This window comes from Paramaledivibacter caminithermalis DSM 15212 (assembly GCF_900142245.1).
Classification (GTDB): Bacteria; Bacillota; Clostridia; order Peptostreptococcales; family Caminicellaceae; genus Paramaledivibacter; species Paramaledivibacter caminithermalis.
The window spans coordinates 50,999-69,287 of record NZ_FRAG01000017.1 but is presented as its reverse complement, the minus strand read 5'-3'; the positions used below and the strand labels follow the sequence as shown (position 1 = coordinate 69,287).

The 18,289-nt window shown below is 28.7% G+C and carries 19 protein-coding genes; 2 read left to right on the top strand and 17 right to left on the bottom strand.

What is annotated here, in order from left to right:
• The 7 genes from BUB36_RS08615 to BUB36_RS08590 form a co-directional block, all read right to left on the bottom strand.
• On the bottom strand, positions 1–234 hold a 234-nt coding region (locus BUB36_RS08615), incomplete at its 3' end, for a hypothetical protein (protein WP_073149033.1).
• A 356-nt stretch (positions 235–590) separates the two neighbouring features.
• On the bottom strand, positions 591–1,370 hold the full coding sequence (gene codY, locus BUB36_RS08610; RefSeq protein ID WP_073149030.1) for a GTP-sensing pleiotropic transcriptional regulator CodY: 780 nt from the start codon (positions 1,368–1,370) through the stop codon (positions 591–593).
• 342 nt (positions 1,371–1,712) lie between these two features.
• A complete protein-coding gene (gene topA / locus BUB36_RS08605) occupies positions 1,713–3,776 on the bottom strand; it encodes a type I DNA topoisomerase (RefSeq protein WP_073149028.1) in 2,064 nt (687 codons plus the stop codon).
• Positions 3,777–4,566: 790 nt separating this feature from the next.
• Positions 4,567–5,649 (bottom strand): DNA-processing protein DprA, encoded by a 1,083-nt coding sequence (gene dprA / locus BUB36_RS08600; protein ID WP_073149026.1) that lies wholly within the window; start codon positions 5,647–5,649, stop codon positions 4,567–4,569.
• 37 nt (positions 5,650–5,686) lie between these two features.
• Positions 5,687–7,219 (bottom strand): YifB family Mg chelatase-like AAA ATPase, encoded by a 1,533-nt coding sequence (locus tag BUB36_RS08595; protein WP_073149024.1) that lies wholly within the window; start codon positions 7,217–7,219, stop codon positions 5,687–5,689.
• A gap of 506 nt (positions 7,220–7,725) precedes the next feature.
• Positions 7,726–7,863 carry a hypothetical protein gene (locus BUB36_RS19675; RefSeq protein WP_165613056.1) on the bottom strand — a complete coding sequence of 46 codons (138 nt, stop codon included), beginning with the start codon at positions 7,861–7,863 and terminating at the stop codon, positions 7,726–7,728.
• An 8-nt stretch (positions 7,864–7,871) separates the two neighbouring features.
• Positions 7,872–8,522 carry a hypothetical protein gene (locus tag BUB36_RS08590; protein ID WP_131821229.1) on the bottom strand — a complete coding sequence of 217 codons (651 nt, stop codon included), beginning with the start codon at positions 8,520–8,522 and terminating at the stop codon, positions 7,872–7,874.
• 707 nt (positions 8,523–9,229) lie between these two features.
• Here BUB36_RS08590 and BUB36_RS19670 point away from each other — a divergent pair.
• Both BUB36_RS19670 and BUB36_RS08585 read left to right on the top strand, forming a co-directional pair.
• Positions 9,230–9,373: a hypothetical protein gene (locus BUB36_RS19670; protein ID WP_165613055.1), complete on the top strand. Its 144-nt coding sequence runs from the start codon at positions 9,230–9,232 to the stop codon at positions 9,371–9,373.
• Between the two features lie 259 nt (positions 9,374–9,632).
• Positions 9,633–10,166, top strand: a complete 534-nt coding sequence (locus tag BUB36_RS08585) for a LysM peptidoglycan-binding domain-containing protein (protein ID WP_073149020.1) — start codon at positions 9,633–9,635, stop codon at positions 10,164–10,166.
• A gap of 174 nt (positions 10,167–10,340) precedes the next feature.
• Here BUB36_RS08585 and BUB36_RS08580 read toward each other — a convergent pair whose 3' ends face one another.
• From BUB36_RS08580 to rimM, 10 genes are all read right to left on the bottom strand, one after another.
• The gene (locus tag BUB36_RS08580; RefSeq protein WP_073149018.1) at positions 10,341–11,417 is read right to left on the bottom strand and encodes a GerAB/ArcD/ProY family transporter; all 1,077 of its coding nucleotides are present in this window, start codon (positions 11,415–11,417) and stop codon (positions 10,341–10,343) included.
• 120 nt (positions 11,418–11,537) lie between these two features.
• On the bottom strand, positions 11,538–11,897 hold the full coding sequence (locus BUB36_RS08575; RefSeq protein WP_073149016.1) for a YraN family protein: 360 nt from the start codon (positions 11,895–11,897) through the stop codon (positions 11,538–11,540).
• Positions 11,898–11,912: 15 nt separating this feature from the next.
• Entirely contained in the window at positions 11,913–12,170 is a 258-nt protein-coding gene (locus BUB36_RS08570; RefSeq protein ID WP_073149014.1) for an EscU/YscU/HrcU family type III secretion system export apparatus switch protein, read from the bottom strand.
• A 3-nt stretch (positions 12,171–12,173) separates the two neighbouring features.
• Complete coding sequence (locus tag BUB36_RS08565) at positions 12,174–13,676, bottom strand: hypothetical protein (RefSeq protein WP_073149012.1); 1,503 nt, start codon at positions 13,674–13,676, stop codon at positions 12,174–12,176.
• A gap of 103 nt (positions 13,677–13,779) precedes the next feature.
• Complete coding sequence (locus tag BUB36_RS08560) at positions 13,780–14,553, bottom strand: ribonuclease HII (protein WP_073149010.1); 774 nt, start codon at positions 14,551–14,553, stop codon at positions 13,780–13,782.
• 332 nt (positions 14,554–14,885) lie between these two features.
• Positions 14,886–15,737, bottom strand: a complete 852-nt coding sequence (gene ylqF / locus BUB36_RS08555; protein WP_084111871.1) for a ribosome biogenesis GTPase YlqF — start codon at positions 15,735–15,737, stop codon at positions 14,886–14,888.
• Positions 15,738–15,742: 5 nt separating this feature from the next.
• Complete coding sequence (lepB, locus tag BUB36_RS08550) at positions 15,743–16,222, bottom strand: signal peptidase I (protein ID WP_073149006.1); 480 nt, start codon at positions 16,220–16,222, stop codon at positions 15,743–15,745.
• A 290-nt stretch (positions 16,223–16,512) separates the two neighbouring features.
• Positions 16,513–16,860 (bottom strand): 50S ribosomal protein L19, encoded by a 348-nt coding sequence (gene rplS / locus BUB36_RS08545; protein ID WP_073149045.1) that lies wholly within the window; start codon positions 16,858–16,860, stop codon positions 16,513–16,515.
• Between the two features lie 117 nt (positions 16,861–16,977).
• Entirely contained in the window at positions 16,978–17,745 is a 768-nt protein-coding gene (trmD, locus tag BUB36_RS08540) for a tRNA (guanosine(37)-N1)-methyltransferase TrmD (RefSeq protein WP_073149004.1), read from the bottom strand.
• Positions 17,742–18,251 (bottom strand): ribosome maturation factor RimM, encoded by a 510-nt coding sequence (gene rimM / locus BUB36_RS08535; RefSeq protein WP_073149002.1) that lies wholly within the window; start codon positions 18,249–18,251, stop codon positions 17,742–17,744. Before rimM ends, trmD begins: the two co-directional genes overlap by 4 nt.
• Positions 18,252–18,289: the final 38 nt, after the last annotated feature.

The window sequence follows — 18,289 nt, the reverse complement described above, 5'->3', positions numbered from 1 at the left end:
TTCATCTGCCTTACGTTGTACATACCAATTCTTTTTCCTATTAGAAGATTCTTTTATAATTTCATCACATATCTTCAATGCTTCTTCTACTATAGCTATTCCTATTTCATCAAGCATTTTCTTAGTATCTAAAATATATCTTGAAATGTCCTTATGCTCTGTAAATAGTTTTTCCATATTTTTATTGTTATCTTTAATGATTTTTGTCATAATTTCCTGTATAATATTATTCATGAGAATAGCTCCTTTCATATGTTTTGATGTGTTGCTTATACACTTCCATCTTAACATAAGAAGCTATTCTCTTTTTATTTTTTTCCTACAATAATTTTACACTAAGTTTTATTTTTCTTTTCCTTAGCAAATAGTTTAGGAAAAAGGCGTCTAACGACGCTTTTTAATTGCAAGTTACATTTTCCAAGTTTCAAGTATTAGGATATTTCTAATAAGTTTTTTTAAAAAAAACAATTTGTACTAATATTTTAATGTTAATAGTTTATAATTTTTTGTCTCAATTGAGTTTACTCGTTTAACAAATGTATTTTTTTTAAATTTGAGTTTCTTAGGAAAAAACAGCCAAATAATGGCTGTTATTTTTTAAGATTTTTTAATTCATCTAATAGCTTATCATTTAATATTTTTATGTGTGTGCCTTTCATACCTAATGATCTAGATTCAATAACTCCTGCACTTTCAAATTTTCTTAGTGCATTTACTATAACAGATCTAGTTATTCCTACTCTATCTGCTATTTTACTTGCAACTAAAAGTCCTTCTGAGCCATTTAATTCTTCAAATATATGCTCTACTGCTTCTAATTCAGAATATGACAAAGTTCCTATTGCCATTTGTACTATTGCTTTCTTTCTAGCTTCTTGCTCAATTTCTTCACTCTTTGATCTCAAAATTTCCATTCCAACAACAGTTGCTGAGTATTCAGCTAATACAAGATCTTCATCAGTATAAGTATTACCATGCCTTGCCAGAACCATAGTTCCTAATCTCTGTCCACTACCATTGATGGGAACTATTGTAACAAGCTTATTATAACTCTCAATGTCATATTTAAATATAGATAATAATTCGTCTCCTGTAATATTGTATTTTGTTTCAGTAATTTTTAGCAATTCTTCATTGTATTCTTGTGGGAATTTTTTGAGATTCGTTTCTTTATCAATAATAATTGGACAATCTGAAGCATCAGCAAGGCTAACACCAAGGACTTTACCTTTGCTACTTGCAACATATACATTTGCATCTAATATTTCGCTTAAGGTTCCACATAATTCTGAGAAAGAAACAGGTGTATTTCCTGACTGTTGAAGGATTCTGTTTAATCTTCTTGTTTTTTCTAATAGAGTATTTGACATAATCTTCCTCCTTAATTTATATATAATTTATATTCAAATTGCATAATCAATTCTAAACATCTAATAAAACATCAAAATCTATCTTTAATATTAGATTAACATATTGTGCTTTCTATTTTAATAACAAAATAAATCGTAAGATAATTTATTTCAAATAGAATATCATCTCATATCCACCTGTTATGCAATTTGCTAAGGCACTAATAATATTTTTACAGTAGTATTTTCAGTACAAAATAATACAAAACTTGAATAATTCATATCTTTTTTATTTTAATTCTTCCCAAATTTTTCATGTTTTAAGCACAAACATAGAAAATATTAGACGTAAATACTGAAATTCTATACCTGCTCTTCTTTGAATTTACAATCCTTACTGGAACATTTAATAATTTTTTTCTTTTTAGTATTGTAAGTAACCAATATTGAATTACATTTTGGACATTTTCTATCAATAGGTTGGTTCCATGTCATGAAATTACATTTTGGATAATTATTGCATCCATAGAAATATCTACCTTTTTTTGTTTTTCTAACTACAATATCCCCATTACATTTTGGGCATTTAATACCAGTTTTATTTATTATAGATTTGGTAAAATCACATTCAGGATAGTTGGAACATGCTAAAAACTTTCCAAATCTCCCATGCTTTATTACCATATAGTTTCCACATTTTTCACAAATTTCATCTGTTTTTTCAGTTAAATCAATTTTTTCAATTGATTCTTCTGCTTTTTTTAGAACCTTCTTAAATGGCTTATAAAAATCATCTATAATTTTAATCCAAGATATATTTCCTTCCTCTACCTTATCTAAATCAGACTCCATATTAGCTGTAAAATCAACGTCAACTATATCAGCAAAATGGTTTTCCAGTATATCGTTAATTAGAAATCCAAGATCAGTAGGCTTAAGTGCTTTAGCTTCTCTTTCAATATATCCTCTGCTTAATATGGTAGATATGGTTGGAGAATAAGTGCTGGGTCTGCCAATTCCTTTCTCCTCCATTTCTTTTACTAATGTAGCCTCTGTATATCTTGGTGGTGGCTGTGTAAAATGCTGTTTGGGATTTATTTCTTCATCTTTTAAAACTTCACCAGTCTTTACATCTGGAACCTCTTTTTCTGTTATTTTAGCAAAGGAATAGACTTTAAGAAAACCATCAAATTCTTGCTTTACTCCCTTTGCTTTAAATAAATACTTGCCATTTACAATATCAACATTATATGAATTATAAGTTGCATCGGCCATTTGGCTAGCCACAAATCTTTCCCAAATCAGCTTGTATAAATTATACTGATCATTAGATAGTGAATTTCTAATAGCTGTTGGTGTCCTTAAAACAGATGTTGGTCTAATGGCCTCATGGGCATCTTGGGCGTCTTTTTTATTCTTTACTTTCCTTTTTTGCTTAGCTAAATATTTTTCTGTAAATTTATCTACAATATATTTATCTGCCTCAGATTTTGCTTCATCAGATATTCTGGTTGAATCTGTTCTAATATAGGTAATTAAACCAACAGTTCCTTCACCCTCCACATCTATTCCTTCATATAATTGTTGAGCCAGTAGCATAGTCTTTTTTGTAGAATATCCTAGTTTATTTGAGGCTTCCTGCTGTAAACTACTTGTTGTAAATGGTAAATAAGGTTTTCTTCTTTTTAGTTTCTTTTCTATATTACTAATATCATAACTATTATTTTTAATATTGTCTATAATACTCTGCACTTGCTCAGAATTTTCTAATTCAATTTTCTTATCATTTGTCCCGTAGAAACTTGCCTCTATTTTTTTTGAATCATCTAAAGATTTAAGTATTAAATCTATTGTCCAATACTCCTTTGGCTTAAAGTTTAAAATTTCTTTTTCTCTATCACAAATAATTTTTGTAGCAACAGATTGTACTCTACCAGCGCTAAGACCTCTTCTTATTTTCTTCCATAATAAAGGACTGATACTGTAACCTACTAACCTATCAAGAATTCTTCTAGCCTGTTGGGCATCAACTAATTTTTTCTTTATTGGACGAGGATTTTTTACAGCGTTTTTAATGGCCTTTGATGTAATTTCATTAAACTCTATTCTACAATTTTCTTTTTCATCTATAGAAAGTATATTAGCTAAATGCCAAGATATGGCTTCTCCTTCTCTATCAGGGTCAGTTGCTAATAAGACTTTATCTGCTTTTTTGGCTTCAGCCTTTATTTCTTTAATAACTGGACCCTTTCCCCTGATTGTTATATATTGAGGATTATAATTATTTTCAACATCAATCCCTAACTTGCTTTTAGGTAGATCTCTAACATGACCGATGGAGGCTTTCACCCTATAATTTCTGCCAAGAAATTTACCTATAGTCTTAGCTTTAGCAGGTGATTCTACTATAACTAAAGTTTTTGCCATTTTTTCACCTCCGAAATTACTTTACAATGACAGTTATTATATCAAAAAATTTAAACAATTTCAAAACTTATTATTATTTTCTTTGTTAAAAATTATTATAGGAATTTAATTAAAGTCTTTAATTTATATATCCACAACACCCAGAAACACTTGATATTTGTGTATATACAAATTAAGTTTTGTTTGTAAAACCTATATACATATTTTTTATTTCAAGCTACTGTAAATTATTAAACTTCTGCTCCCTTAAGCTTCTTTACTTCTAAGTATAGTCGAAAATACAAATACTATATATATTTATATTATTATCAAATAAATCTATATATAGTTAAGGAAATTGCATAATACATTTAAAGAATTTAGGAATGTAAAATGTAGTAGAGAGAGTCAAGAAAGCTATCTACACATATTGCATTGAAAAATTATTAATGTTAATTATGCAAGTTTCTCAGTTAATTTATACTTCTATTAATTGATGTAAAATCCTTCTTTTTATGAAATTATCATATAGATATTCCAGTAAAACAGTTAGTTTATATACATCAAAAATCCTTAAAAATCTAGATATTTTAATATGTACAAATTAAGTTTTACTATTGGAAATCTATATATAAAAACAAACCGCTATAAATAGCGGTCCCAGATTTTTTCCCTTTGAAACATCAAAAAAGAAAATAAAAACTTCATTGCTAAGGCAATGTTTATAATAACACAATAATAACACTATTTCAACAAATAAGAATCTTTTTTTGTGATATTATAAAGAAATTTGTCTTATATTGACAATGATTTATTTCAATATGATAATCTTACCTGGCAATTGTTCAACTAAATCCTTTATTTCTAAAATTGTAATTAAGCTGTTTACTGTTGAAGGGGCTAAATGTAGTATTGAAGATATCATGTCAATATGAATTGGCTGCTTTCTTTTTATAACTTCTATAACTGTTCTTTCAGAATCACTAAGGTCATTAAATTTAGTATCATAGTCCCAACTTTGTTTCCTAATATTATATTCTTCTAATATATCTTCCACACAAGTTACAGGCTTAGCACCTTCCTTAATTAATTTATTAGTACCCTTGCTAACACTACAATTAATATTACCTGGTATCGCAAATACATCCTTCCCCTGCTGCAAAGCATAATCAATTGTTATTAATGTTCCACTCTTTAATCCTGCTTCTACTACTAAAACCCCTTTACTCAAGCCTGCTATTATCCTGTTTCTTGTTGGAAAATTGCCTGGTCTTGGCTGGGTTCCTAATGAATATTCAGATATCACTGCACCATTTTCAATAATTTTTTTCATTAAATTAACATTATTTTTAGGATAGCATATATCGACTCCACATCCTAGGACTGCAATAGTTCTTCCTCCTCCATCTAGAGCACCTCTATGAGCAGCTGAATCTATTCCATATGCCATTCCGCTAATTATTGTAATCCCATAGCCAGCCATCTCCTTAGCAAATCTGTATGCTATATTTTTTCCATAGGAAGTACATCTCCTAGAACCAATTATAGCGATTGCATTACAATCTTCTTGGATTATATTACCCTTAACATATAAAATCCGAGGTGGTTTTTCAATATTTTTCAGTCTTTCAGGATATAATATATCACTCTTTATAATACATTTTACTTTGTTAGATAATAATCTTTCTTTATACTTATTTATATATTCTATTCTTCTAGTTTCTATAAGTTTATCGGCTACTTTTTTTGTTATGTTAGGAAAATCATATATCTCATTTGCAGGAGCCTTCCATAAGTTATCAAGAGAACCAAAATATTTTATAAATCTCTCTATAGTTGCAAGGCCTATTCCATGAATTGAGTTAAGCCAAATAATATAATCTATATCCTTCATTCTATTTCTTCTCCCTATATTTTAAAAATTTATAACTTTAAACATTCCAAAAGCTTTTATCTAAACTCCTATATTGAATAGCTTCTGATATGTGTTTTACCTCAATGTTTTCGCTACTATCAAGATCTGCGATGGTTCTGCTTAATTTAATGATTTTATTGTATGAACGTGCACTTAGTTTCAATTTCTTAAAAGCTATTTCCAGCAGATCATTTTCCTCTTTACCTAGTTTACAAAATCTCTTTATCAGCCTTGGAGGCAGTTGTGAATTGTATCTTATCTTTTCATTTTTATATCTACTAATCTGAACCTCCCTGGCTTTATCTACCTTCTCTTTTATTTCTTTAGAACTTTTATTTTTTGTTTTACTTGTCAAATCCTTATATTCTACAGGAAAAACTTCTATATGCATATCGATTCTATCAAGCAAGGGTCCTGATATTTTTGACAAATATTTTTTCACTTCATAGGGTGCACAGCTACATTCATTTTTAGGATCATTGTAATACCCACAGGGACAAGGATTCATACTAGCCACCAATATAAACTTTGAAGGGTAAGTTATTGTTGCGTTTGCCCTGGATATAGTAACTTCTTCATCTTCCATAGGCTGTCTTAGAACTTCTAAAACGCTTTTTTGAAACTCAGTAAGCTCGTCTAAAAAAAGGACTCCTAGATGTGCTAATGAAACATCCCCTGGCTTTGGTATTTTTCCTCCTCCCACCAAGGAGACTCTCGAAGCAGTATGATGAGGTGCTATAAATGGTCTTGTTTTTATTAATGCTGCATCGCTTGGTAAAAGTCCTGAAACACTATATATTTTTGTTACTTCAATTGATTCTTCAATATCCATATCGGGAAGAATTGTTGGAAATCTCCTGGCTAACATGGTTTTTCCTGAGCCTGGTGGTCCTATAAGTATTATGTTATGTCCACCAGCAGCTGCTATCTCCATGGCCCTTATAACGCTCTGTTGTCCTGATATCTCGCTAAAATCTACATCATAAACCTTATCAACCCTTTTTAAGCTTTTTGACTTATGTCTTAAATTCATTCTCATTTGCCCATTGAAATATTGGATTACTTCTGCTAAGCTATGGAAGGGATAAATCTCAATATCCTCTATAATCCTTGCTTCATCATAATTTTCCATAGGAAGTACTATCTTTTTGTATCCCTTTTCCCTAAGGGAAATCACTATGGGCAATACTCCTATCACCCTGTTAAGCTTACCATTAAGTGATAATTCTCCGATAAAGGCATATTTAGATATGTTCTTATCTTCTATTTGATTAGAAGCACTTAGTATTCCCATTGCCATAGGTAAATCTAAATGGGTACCTTCTTTTTTCGTATTAGCTGGAGCTAAATTTATTATTATCCTCTTTATAGGAAAGCTAAATCCAGAATTCTTTATAGCTGCTCGTATTCTTTCCTTTGATTCTCTTACTGCTGTGTCTGGAAGTCCTACTATTGAAAATGATGGTAAACCATTTGATATATCTGTTTCAACATCTACCACTTCACCTTCAAGTCCTACAAGTACACAGCTTATAATATCTGATAACACCTAAAAACCTCCTTTAACGCTTCAATATTACATATAATTCAATATAGATATTCAATTTCCTTCATCATTTTACATTTTTTATTGTTTTTGTAAATCAAAGGGTCAGGGTTGAAAATTTGCTTAACTATAAGTCTATACTTTATACCCTTAAACCCTTTATTACATAAAATTTGAGCTTCACATGATATTTATAACATTCTAACCATGCAAACCTCAATCTTTTAATAATCTTAAATCTTTATTCTATAAGACTTACATAGTAAAACTTAATTCAACTAGCACAACGAGTTAAATTAGTCTTTAGAATACTCTTTTTATAGGTCTCAATATCTTAATGAAGTAAAGAAAGTCGTAGAATATAGTAAAAATCATAGAATATATAATTCTACGACTTTTACTATATTGGGTCTCACCAACATTTCCTATAAAAACCATGCTTTAGAGCTAAATTTAAAATACTATGAGTCCTGCCAATATTAGTTGGTAAAACCCATAGTATTAATAGATTAAATATTTTTCTTGAAAAATTGTTTTAATAAATCCAGTAGTTTAGGAACTATTATAAAATATAATTGCCCACCTGCTAATAGTAGTACAACAATGATAATTGTTTTTAATGTTATTGAAGATACACTATTTAACATTATATATGCTATTTACATTCATGGTATGCAGTTCCAGTCATCTGTTGCTTATGAATTTTTATCCAGAAACCTGCTACCCAAGCATAATGTTGTAGTGTAACTTTATAAGTTTGTACCATTATTGTACCATCACCTTGTTTAATTTCTACAGAACTAGATTCCACTCTATGTAATCTTGTAAAACCTTTATTAGAATATTCTGTTACAGATGAACCAGTTGCTTCTGTCCAAATTTTAGTACCACTAGTATTTGTAGTATATTTACCTGAAGCACTAAGTCTTAGTTTTAAATTGTTAGCTGATTCAACTATCTTGTATACAGTTGTCGCACCGCTACTCGCAGCCATTGGAGTTGTGATTGATCTTGTCATAGAAAGATTATTATCATCTTTACCTATTATCCCTAAATCAACATGGCTTGGCATATTTAAATGCTCTATTATAGTGGCTTCTAAATCATCTAGTGATTTTATTCTGTCATCAGGAATCATTCCTTCTGGTAGTTCATCTTCAGGAACAGTTTCCAAATTATATTTTTCTACCATTTTCAGAATATTTTTCTTAGTTAAATCACCACTATTCGATAATTCTTTACTGCCTGCAAAAGCAGTAGTTAAACTTGAGAAAACTAACATCAAAGCAAACAATAAGCAAAACATTTTTTTTCATTTTTTACATTCTCCTTAAATTATTATTTTATTCAATTTAAAGTATAACAAGTTAAACGCAAAAAAATGTAGTATTTTGAAGTATATATAAATTTTAATAATTTTGTAATAAAACTAAAAATTCCAACATTTTATATTTTTTCCCTTTTTTATAAATATGGATTGGATGAGCTGTTAGATAAATTCACTAATAAATAGATTAAAGTGGTTTTTGTGGGATATGTTGTAACTATTCCTAATAGCCCTTCTTATATGTGATGACAGTTTTCTTCCACCATAAAAAATAATGTTTGTGAAAATGGTCGTTTAAGATTTGTATCCAAGACAAATCTTCACGCAGCACATCCCAAAATCGAGGTGAAACACTAACAATATTTTTTAGGAATATTCATAAGCTAGTATTTTCAAGCTTTTAATGTAGAAAAACGAAAACTTTTCTCCACTTGATATAAAATTTATCCACAGAATACATATATGTTTCAATTTTAAGTATCGCTAAAGCTATTTTATTAACTTGCTATCTTAGTAGATACAGTATTTTCAATAGTCAATATTTAAAAACTTAAAAATTGATTGTGGATAACTCTCTAAATAGTTTCGCAATCGTCTAATATTAATTTCCTTAACATATTGGCATCCCTTAGAATATTATACTATTGAGCGAAAGATAATTTTTAAAATTTATGGGAGGTGAGTAAATGTCTAGTAATTTATTTGATGGTTTATTAGGCGGTTTTGGAGATGATAATAATCTATTGCTTTTGATACTTTTGCTTTTTTTATTAAGTGGCGGTAATATTTTTGGAAATCAATCAAAACATCATTGTGGACCTCATTGTTAGTAGATTTTTTTTTAGCAGAAGATAGATATAAATTTAAGGATTTTTACTTAGACTTAAGAAGTTATAAATCCCCTTGTAGTGGTAAGCGCCTTATTATTTAACAAAATAAATAATATCATAAAAGAGCTGAGACTAATATCTCAGCTCTTTTACTAGCTAAAGCCCCCCTCTATAGAAACTAGTTTGTTGAGTTACCTTAACATTTTTATAGGTTTATTCATAATATAATATGAGAACTCTTTTAAATGGAGTGATGAATATGTACCGTAAACCTTTAAAACCTAGGAAGCCCCAAAAATGCTTTAACCATTGTGCCATTAAATATACTATCCAACCAGGAGATACAATACGTAAGATTTCATCAAAATTTAGAGTAAATATTTATGATTTGAAAAAATATAATAATCATATTCGTAATCTTAGATACCTTATTCCTGGTGATGTTTTATGTATTCCAAAACCAAAGCCATATTGCTCTTTTATACCTCCTACTGCCAATGCCCCAAAGGATTCATATATCATTGTTGCAGGTTTAAATGGAATATATGTCTTGGCAAACTTACCTCCAATTGAAAAATTAGATGGGAATTTTCAAAGCTACTATGCTTACGCTGTTACTCCCTTTAATTTCAATTATACTAAACTATCCTGTATTGGAAAAAATCCTACTATCTGGTCAGGTCAACTCCATAAAGTAGAATTAAATCCTATAACAAAAATATATGTTAGCGCAAATAATGATGAAAATAATTTGAAGCCTCCTGGTGACCTTATACTTTTTGAAAGCATCTGATGAGAGGTTATTAGTTGCAAGTTCCAAGTTTTAGGGTTATTCTCATGTGTATCTAGAATAAAATTTAAACTATTTGCAGTAAAATAATGGATTTAGATTTTTTTATTCAAACTGATTCGGAATACCTTAATACTTGGAAATGTCATAGATGATTCTCTTTATTTTTTTCATTTTCTATCTGAGTTCTTTTATTTCAGCGGCTATCCATATAATGACTGGCAAAACTATTTGAAATGGAAAAAAATAACAGGACCAAATATAGGAATTAAATCTAAAGTAATGCATTACATTATCGTATTGAAAATATGATAAATTGATGATCAATAGAATAATGGGAGTTATGATAAATCTATAATCCTTCAAACCTAATAATTTTACAAGCCCTTTAATTGTTGATAAAATCAATATACTTATTTTAACAAAACCACCTAAAACAAAAACCATAGCAATAATCACCTCTAATCTTTGTAAAAAATCTCCAATATTCATCCTTGATACAGCTACATAAGAAGGATAATATGTTCTTAATGCTTCTTTTGGACCTATGACTAGAATATTTGTTACTGCTATTAGTAATGTCAATAAACCACCAATAAATAACCCTATAAAATACACTCTATAGGAGGATTTTTTTGTTTTAAAACTAGAAAAGACCATAGTAAATGCAGAAATCTGCACAAAAGGCTGCATAAATACACTAATAGAACCCTTTAATACTGGCTTTATTCCTTTAACCATAACAGGTTTTATATTATTCATATTCATTTTAGGAGATATAAGTACTATACTAATCAATATACTTATAATAGAGATTATAATAAAAAACTCAGACCACCTTCCTAAAACCTCAATGCCCTTTTTCAAACAAAAAATACATAACATTGCCAGCATTATGATTGTAACTATGGTTGGAGTTTCTACTAAACTAACCTCTTTCATGAAAAATCCATAATTATTTAATACATCAGCAGCCCAAAAAAAAGAATACCAAGTAAATACAATCATTACTATTTTTCCAATATATTTACCCAAGCATTTTTCCATAATATCAAATATATTTTCATCTGGATATATATGATGTAATCGGGCAAATATGGTTATCATTGGCAATACCATAACCATTGCTAAAATAATTGCCAACCAAACATCCTTTTCAGCCTCTAATCCAGTCACAAATACTGATGTAGAGCCTGATAAAAATAAAGCTACAATTGCAATACCTTGCTTATCAGAAATTAATTCTCTTCTCAATCATTACCCCTCCAAGCCTATTTATAAATAGTATTCTATATATTAAAATTGTTATACATTCATTTATAGAACAATCTATTAATAAAGCTGTCAATAATATTGACAGCTTTCCAGACTATATTAAAAATAAACAATATTCTCAATATGATTTATTTGTATATCCTTTGAATTTTTAATAAATATCTCGATGGCATCTATCCTCATGTTGCAATCATGTATTTTTTTGTGGGATAAATAAAAATTAACTGTCTTCATTATCCTATTAATTTTTACTGAATTTATAGCTTCAGCTGGTCTGCCATAACTTATAAAACGCCTAGTTTTAACTTCAATAAATATATAATAGTCCTTATATTTAGCAATAATATCAATTTCTCCAAATCTACTTCTATAGTTGCGATCTAATATTATGTAGCCCTTTTCCTCTAAAAACTTAACAGCCAGCTCTTCCCCTATATCCCCCACTCTTTTAGTACTCAAAAACAGTTCCTCCCCCTATTCATTATCTAATCTTGCTATAAAAGTTAAAACCTCTGCAACTACATTGTAAAGCTCTGGCGATATTTCTTCTCCAATTGATAAATTATATAATTGTTTTGATAGTTTATCATCTTTATATATAGGAATATTATTTTCCTTAGCTATATCCTTTATTTTTTCAGCAGTAAGACCCATACCCTTAGCTATTACTTTAGGAGCTATATCCTCCTTAGAATTATACTTTAAAGCATTAGCAATTACTTTTTTCTTCATCCTCTACACCCTTATATCTAAAGTATTTAATTTAACTTGATGATTGTTTGATTCAATATTCATCAAGTTAATCCTTTCAGTAGATACACTATATTTAAATATAATGTTATTAAATTCATATTTTTTAAGACTATTTAATAACATTTCTTCATTAGATTTCATTATATTTTTTATTTTATCATTGCATACTCTAAAATTTAAATTTATGTCCTTTTTATTTATCTCAATCAGTACTTGAACTAAATCTAAATTATTTGTATTTAGAGATATAAATATTTTAGTGTTTTTTTTGTTTCTATTTTTACTTTTCTTTGAATCCTTATTCACATATATATCAAGATTTTTAAGTGAATTATTCATATTTAAAGGAATTTGAATAAAAGATATATTATCATTTAGTTTATTCACAAAATCTAATGAAGACTTTATTTCTTCAAAATATTTATTTATTATTGAATTGGTTTCCTTCCCTAAGCCAGCATTTTTTATAGAATCTAATGTTTCAAAAAGTTCTTTCATAATAGAGTTTAATTTCTCTTTTTCCCTTATATTAGTTATATCAAATTTGTGCAGCGCCTCTAAAAGCTGATCTTTAGTTTTTGCTTTTATTTCTTTGTTTTCATCTATAACATCATGATTTATAGCTGCTTCAGTATTTTTTTCAGCATTTGCTTTAGTAGTCAATTTATCAGCTGATTCTAAAATAACTTCATTTTGCTCTAACTCCATTATAAGATTTTGTATTTGATTTGTTATAGTTTTTTCTCCTAATATTATATTGTTTAACAATACAACATTCTTAGCATTAAAATTCAGATTGTTCTTCATCATAAACACAAGTTTTTCCAAAGAAATATTATTACTATTTAAAAAATCCTTAGCAAAAGAATTATTAAAAGAATCATTATTACTAAGCTTAATAATATCAGTTAAGTTCTTAGACTCTTCATTTTTATAACTTGTTTTATATGTAAGAGCTTCATAATCTTTTTGAATAAGATATCTAAGGACTTCTTTAATATCATCATTTACGATTTTAGAATCTATTGGTAAATCGTTATTATTAAAATCATTAATATAATCAATAAGTTTACCATAATATTTTTTTGTAGACAATATCGTTTCAATGTTCTCCTTCGTTATTGGTACTTGATTTTTATATAAAAGATTAATTAATTCCTTATTGTCTTCATTTATCTTAATGCCCATTTGTAAAAGTCTATCTTCTAATGAATTTAATCTTGAAATATTGCTTTTTATAAATAGCTTACCATCAACCTTGTCATTAACAATAAACTCTATCATCTCTCCGATATTATAATTGATTGCTGAAATATCCTTAGCTTCAACAGTAAAGTTATTGTTTATTTCTAAAGTTATTAAATCTCCAACTATGGCTATTACCTTTGCCTTCAATGTATCTCCAATATTTAATCTTGAAAGCAAATCATTATTAATATTAGTATTACTATTATATATAGAATTAATTAAATTTTGTATTTCCATATTTATCACCTTTATGTGAATTTTTTATAAACCTTTGGAATTAATGGTTACAGTTAAGGGCTAAATACAAGAGCAATTGTAACTTTATTTGTAGAATATATATCTATAGTATATTCTTTAGAAAACTTTTTCTATGTAATGGTGTTATCCCATACTTCTCAATTGCTTCATAATGCTCCTTCGTACCATACCCTTTATGCTTGGAAAACTTGTATTGTGGATATTCTATTTCATATTTTTTTACTAAATTATCTCTAGTAACCTTCGCTATTATTGATGCAGCAGCTATTGAAATACTCTTACTGTCCCCTTTAATTATACTTTGCTGCTTTATATTTATATCGGTAATTTTTAAAGCATCAATTAGTAGAAAATCTGGCTTTATTTTCAAAGAATCAATAGCCCTTTTCATAGCAAGCTTTGTAGCATTAAATATATTTATTTTATCGATTATATTACTATCTATAATCCCAACTCCAATAGCTAATGCAGATTCTTGTATCCTCTCGAATAATTCATCTCTTTTTTTCTCTGATAACTTTTTAGAATCATCTACACCTAAGATCATCTCATTTTTCGGTAGGATTACCGCTGCTGCTACTACTGGTCCTGCTAAAGGCCCTCTGCCAGCTTCATCTAAGCCTGCTACCATATTGTAACCTAAAGCAAAGATATTGTTTTCTATTTCCCAAAGATTTTTTAATCTCTCAATTTCATTATGTATTCTTTCCTTCTCTTTTTGAAGCTTTAGGGCTAAGCCCTTAACGTTTTTTCTACTGTCTTGTTCTAGAATATTGATGTAAGAAAATCTTTCATCCTTATCTAATGCTTTAATATGCTTTTCTATTTCTTTAAAAGACATTTTTGAAAAATCCATATATAAATTATCCTTTCTAAATTAATTCGCCAGACTAGTAAATAAAATTTATTACTTTTAAAATCCCTTAGGGGATTTTAATATTTCATTTGAGTGATTTTTATAAACCTGTTTTGCCCTTAAAAGTCATATGAAAAAACAGGTTTATTACATGAACGAAAAGGAAATATTAAAAGCCCTGCGAAAGATACTAATACTACTGGCTAAATTAAATTGTTTTGATATGAAAATTATAACACAAAGGAAGCACATTTTTGTGCTTCCTTTTCTATATCTCTTCTTTTAAGCCTCTATAGGAATACCATAAAACTTGGAACCTGCAGCTTACAACTTTACATATCCTCAGGACTTTCTAGGGTTATCCTTCCAAGTATTCCTTTTCTAAATTCATCAAGTACTATTTTAGAAACCTTGGAATAATCTATTATTCCACCAGCTTTTATACAGCCCCTTTTCTTCCCTATGTATTCCATATTTATAACTGGGTCTTCCTCCAGCTTGTCAAGCTTATATCTATTCTTCAAATTCTCAGGATACCTTATGCTAAGCTTTTCCAAAAGTTTAACACATATCTCATCAATATCCAATATTTCGTCCTTGATTGCCCCAGTAAAGGCTAAATTCAAACCTACATTTTCATCTTCAATTTTGGGCCAAAGTATTCCAGGAGTGTCAAACAGTTCTAGATCTTTCCTAATTCTAATCCACTGCTTACCCTTTGTTACTCCAGGCTTATTACCAGTCTTTGCAGTCTTTTTACCAGCCAACTTATTTATTAATGATGATTTGCCCACATTAGGTATTCCAACAATCATAACTCTGATGGGTCTCACTTTTCTTCCTTTACTTTTCATATTGTCAATCTTTTCTTTAGCTGCACTTTTTACAGCATCGATAAGGTTATTCATTCCTTCACCAGTTATAGAATTAATTGGTATTGACTTTATTCCTCTTTTTTTATAATATTCTATCCAATTATTTAATACTTTAGAGTCTGATAAATCTGATTTATTTAGGATAATAATTTTTGGTTTATTACCAATAATATTATCAATATCTGGATTTTTACTGCTAATTGGTATTCTAGCATCTAGTAGCTCTATAACAACATCTACAAGCTTTAAATTGTCTTTTATAAGCTCCTTAGTCTTCTTCATATGTCCTGGATACCAATTTATTATCATAAACATCACCACTCAAGAATTATTTTTCCAATTATTTGACTTCTATCAACAAATCCAATATCTTCATACCTACTATCTACACTAATTCTCCTATTATCACCAAGAACAAAAAAATTATGAATAGGGATAATTCTTTTGTAAAAACTGTCACTAATAGAAGAATATCCATAACATTCATGCAGTATAGCATTATTTATATAGATTTTACCAAATTTAATCTCAATAGTTTCCTTTTCTAAACCAATAATACGCTTTATAAAATATTTTTTATTCCTATTTAAATTAGGCAAATCAAAAACTATAATATCGCCTCTTCTGGGCTTAGAAAATATATATGATATCTTACTTACTAAGACCCAATCTCCATCCTTCAAAACTGGATACATTGAATTGCCTTTAACTTTAATTGGTTTTAAAATAAAGGGGACAATCAATATTATCATTATTATAGTTGTCAAACCATATCTCAATGCTTTTTTAAACATAGCTTATACACCATTAAATAAATTTAAAAAACATCTCCCTAATATATAGATTTCCCATAGCAAAACTTAATTTATACATATCAAAATATACAAAGCTTTTGGGAATATTTTTGATATGTATAAATTAACTGTTTTACTGGAATATCTATATAATATGACATTAGAACTAGACCTTAATACTTACTATATAACTTGAATACTAATATTCATTCTACTATAATGTCGTTTTCAAAAACAATGAGCATTAATATAAATATAACAAAAGGGACTGATAACAGCCCCTCTTAATCTTAGTAACGTCTTTTTTCTTTGATTTTAGCAGATTTCCCAACTCTTTGTCTAATGTAGTTTAGCTTAGCTCTTCTAACCTTACCTTTTCTTGTAACTTCAATCTTGTCAATTTTTGGTGAATGAAGTGGTAAAGTCTTTTCAACACCTACACCATAAGAAATCTTTCTTACAGTAAATGTTTCTCTTGCTCCGCCATTTTGTTTTTTAAGAACAACACCTTCAAAAATTTGGATTCTTTCTCTTTTTCCTTCTTTTACTTTTAAGTGAACTTTTACAGTATCACCTACTCCAATTTCAGGTAAATCGCTTTTAAGCTGTTCTTTTTCAATTTCTTTAATGATTTCCATATTCATAATGCCTACCTCCCTCCATCATAGACGTTCATTTTACTAATCTGTAAAAGAGGACCGCCCGTATTGCCACAAGTTATTATATCATAGCTTGAAATATTAGACAACAATAATCTAGAAATTTTTCTTTTTTTCATTGCTTATTTCCTCTATGTATTTCCTTAACTTTGATTTTCCTTTGATATCAATATCATCTCTTTGGAACAACTTAGCTATTAAATCTGGTCTTCTTTCAATGGTTATTTTTATAGACTCCTTTGTTCTCCATTCATTAATTAGCTTATGATTACCAGATAAAAGAATTTCAGGCACACAATGCCCTTTATAATCCTTTGGTCTCGTATAATGGGGATATTCTAAAAGACCACTATAAAAGCTCTCATCAATAAAAGATTCATTCTTATTAAGCACTCCTGGAACTAATCTCACTATTGAATCTATAAGAACCATGGCAGGTAACTCTCCACCAGTAAGAACGTAATCTCCTATGGAAATTTCATCAGTAACCCATTCATCAATAAATCTTTGGTCTATACCTTCGTAATGCCCACAAATAAAAATTAGATTTTTTTCGAGTGATAATGATTTGGCTATTTCTTGATTAAAGGTTTTTCCTTTAGGAGTTAAATAAATAATTTTACTATTCTCTTTATCCCGTGTTAATAACTCCATAGCATCAAATAATGGTTGATTCATTAGAACCATGCCTGAACCACCGCCATAAGGATAATCATCAACTCTTTTATGTTTATCCTTTGAAAAATCCCTAATATTTATAGGGTTAATCTCAATTATACCTTTTTCCTGTGCTCTACCAACAATACTTTCATTCATTATTGCAGTGAACATTTGAGGAAAAAGTGTTAAAATATCAATAATCATTCTATCATACCCTCTATGAGCTTAACTTCAATAGTTTTTTCTTCTATGTTCACATCCTTAATAAATTCCTTAACGGCAGGGATTAGCACAGGCTTCTTGCTTTCCACATGTTCAACAACATAAATATCCTGTGACGTATTTTGCATAACATCTATAAGCTTCCCTATCAAAGTATTATTTTCATCTAAGACCTTAGAACCAATCAAATCAAAAATATAATAGCTATCCTCAGGTAATTCTCTTATGTCTTTTTTATCTATAGCTATATATTTATTCTTTAAATTTTTCACAGCATTTATGCTATCCATCCCTTTAAATTTTAAGATGATAAGCTGTTTTTTATATCTTACCTTCTCTATTTCAAGCTTTGAGTCTATATTATCTTCTATATATACATATTCTAATTCTTCAAATCTTTCTTTATAATCAGTAAATGGATATACTTTAACTTCACCCATTAGACCTAGGGTATTTACTATCTGCCCTATCCTTATTTTTTCCTCCACCTAATCACCCTTTCATATGATTAAGTTTAAACCTAGGG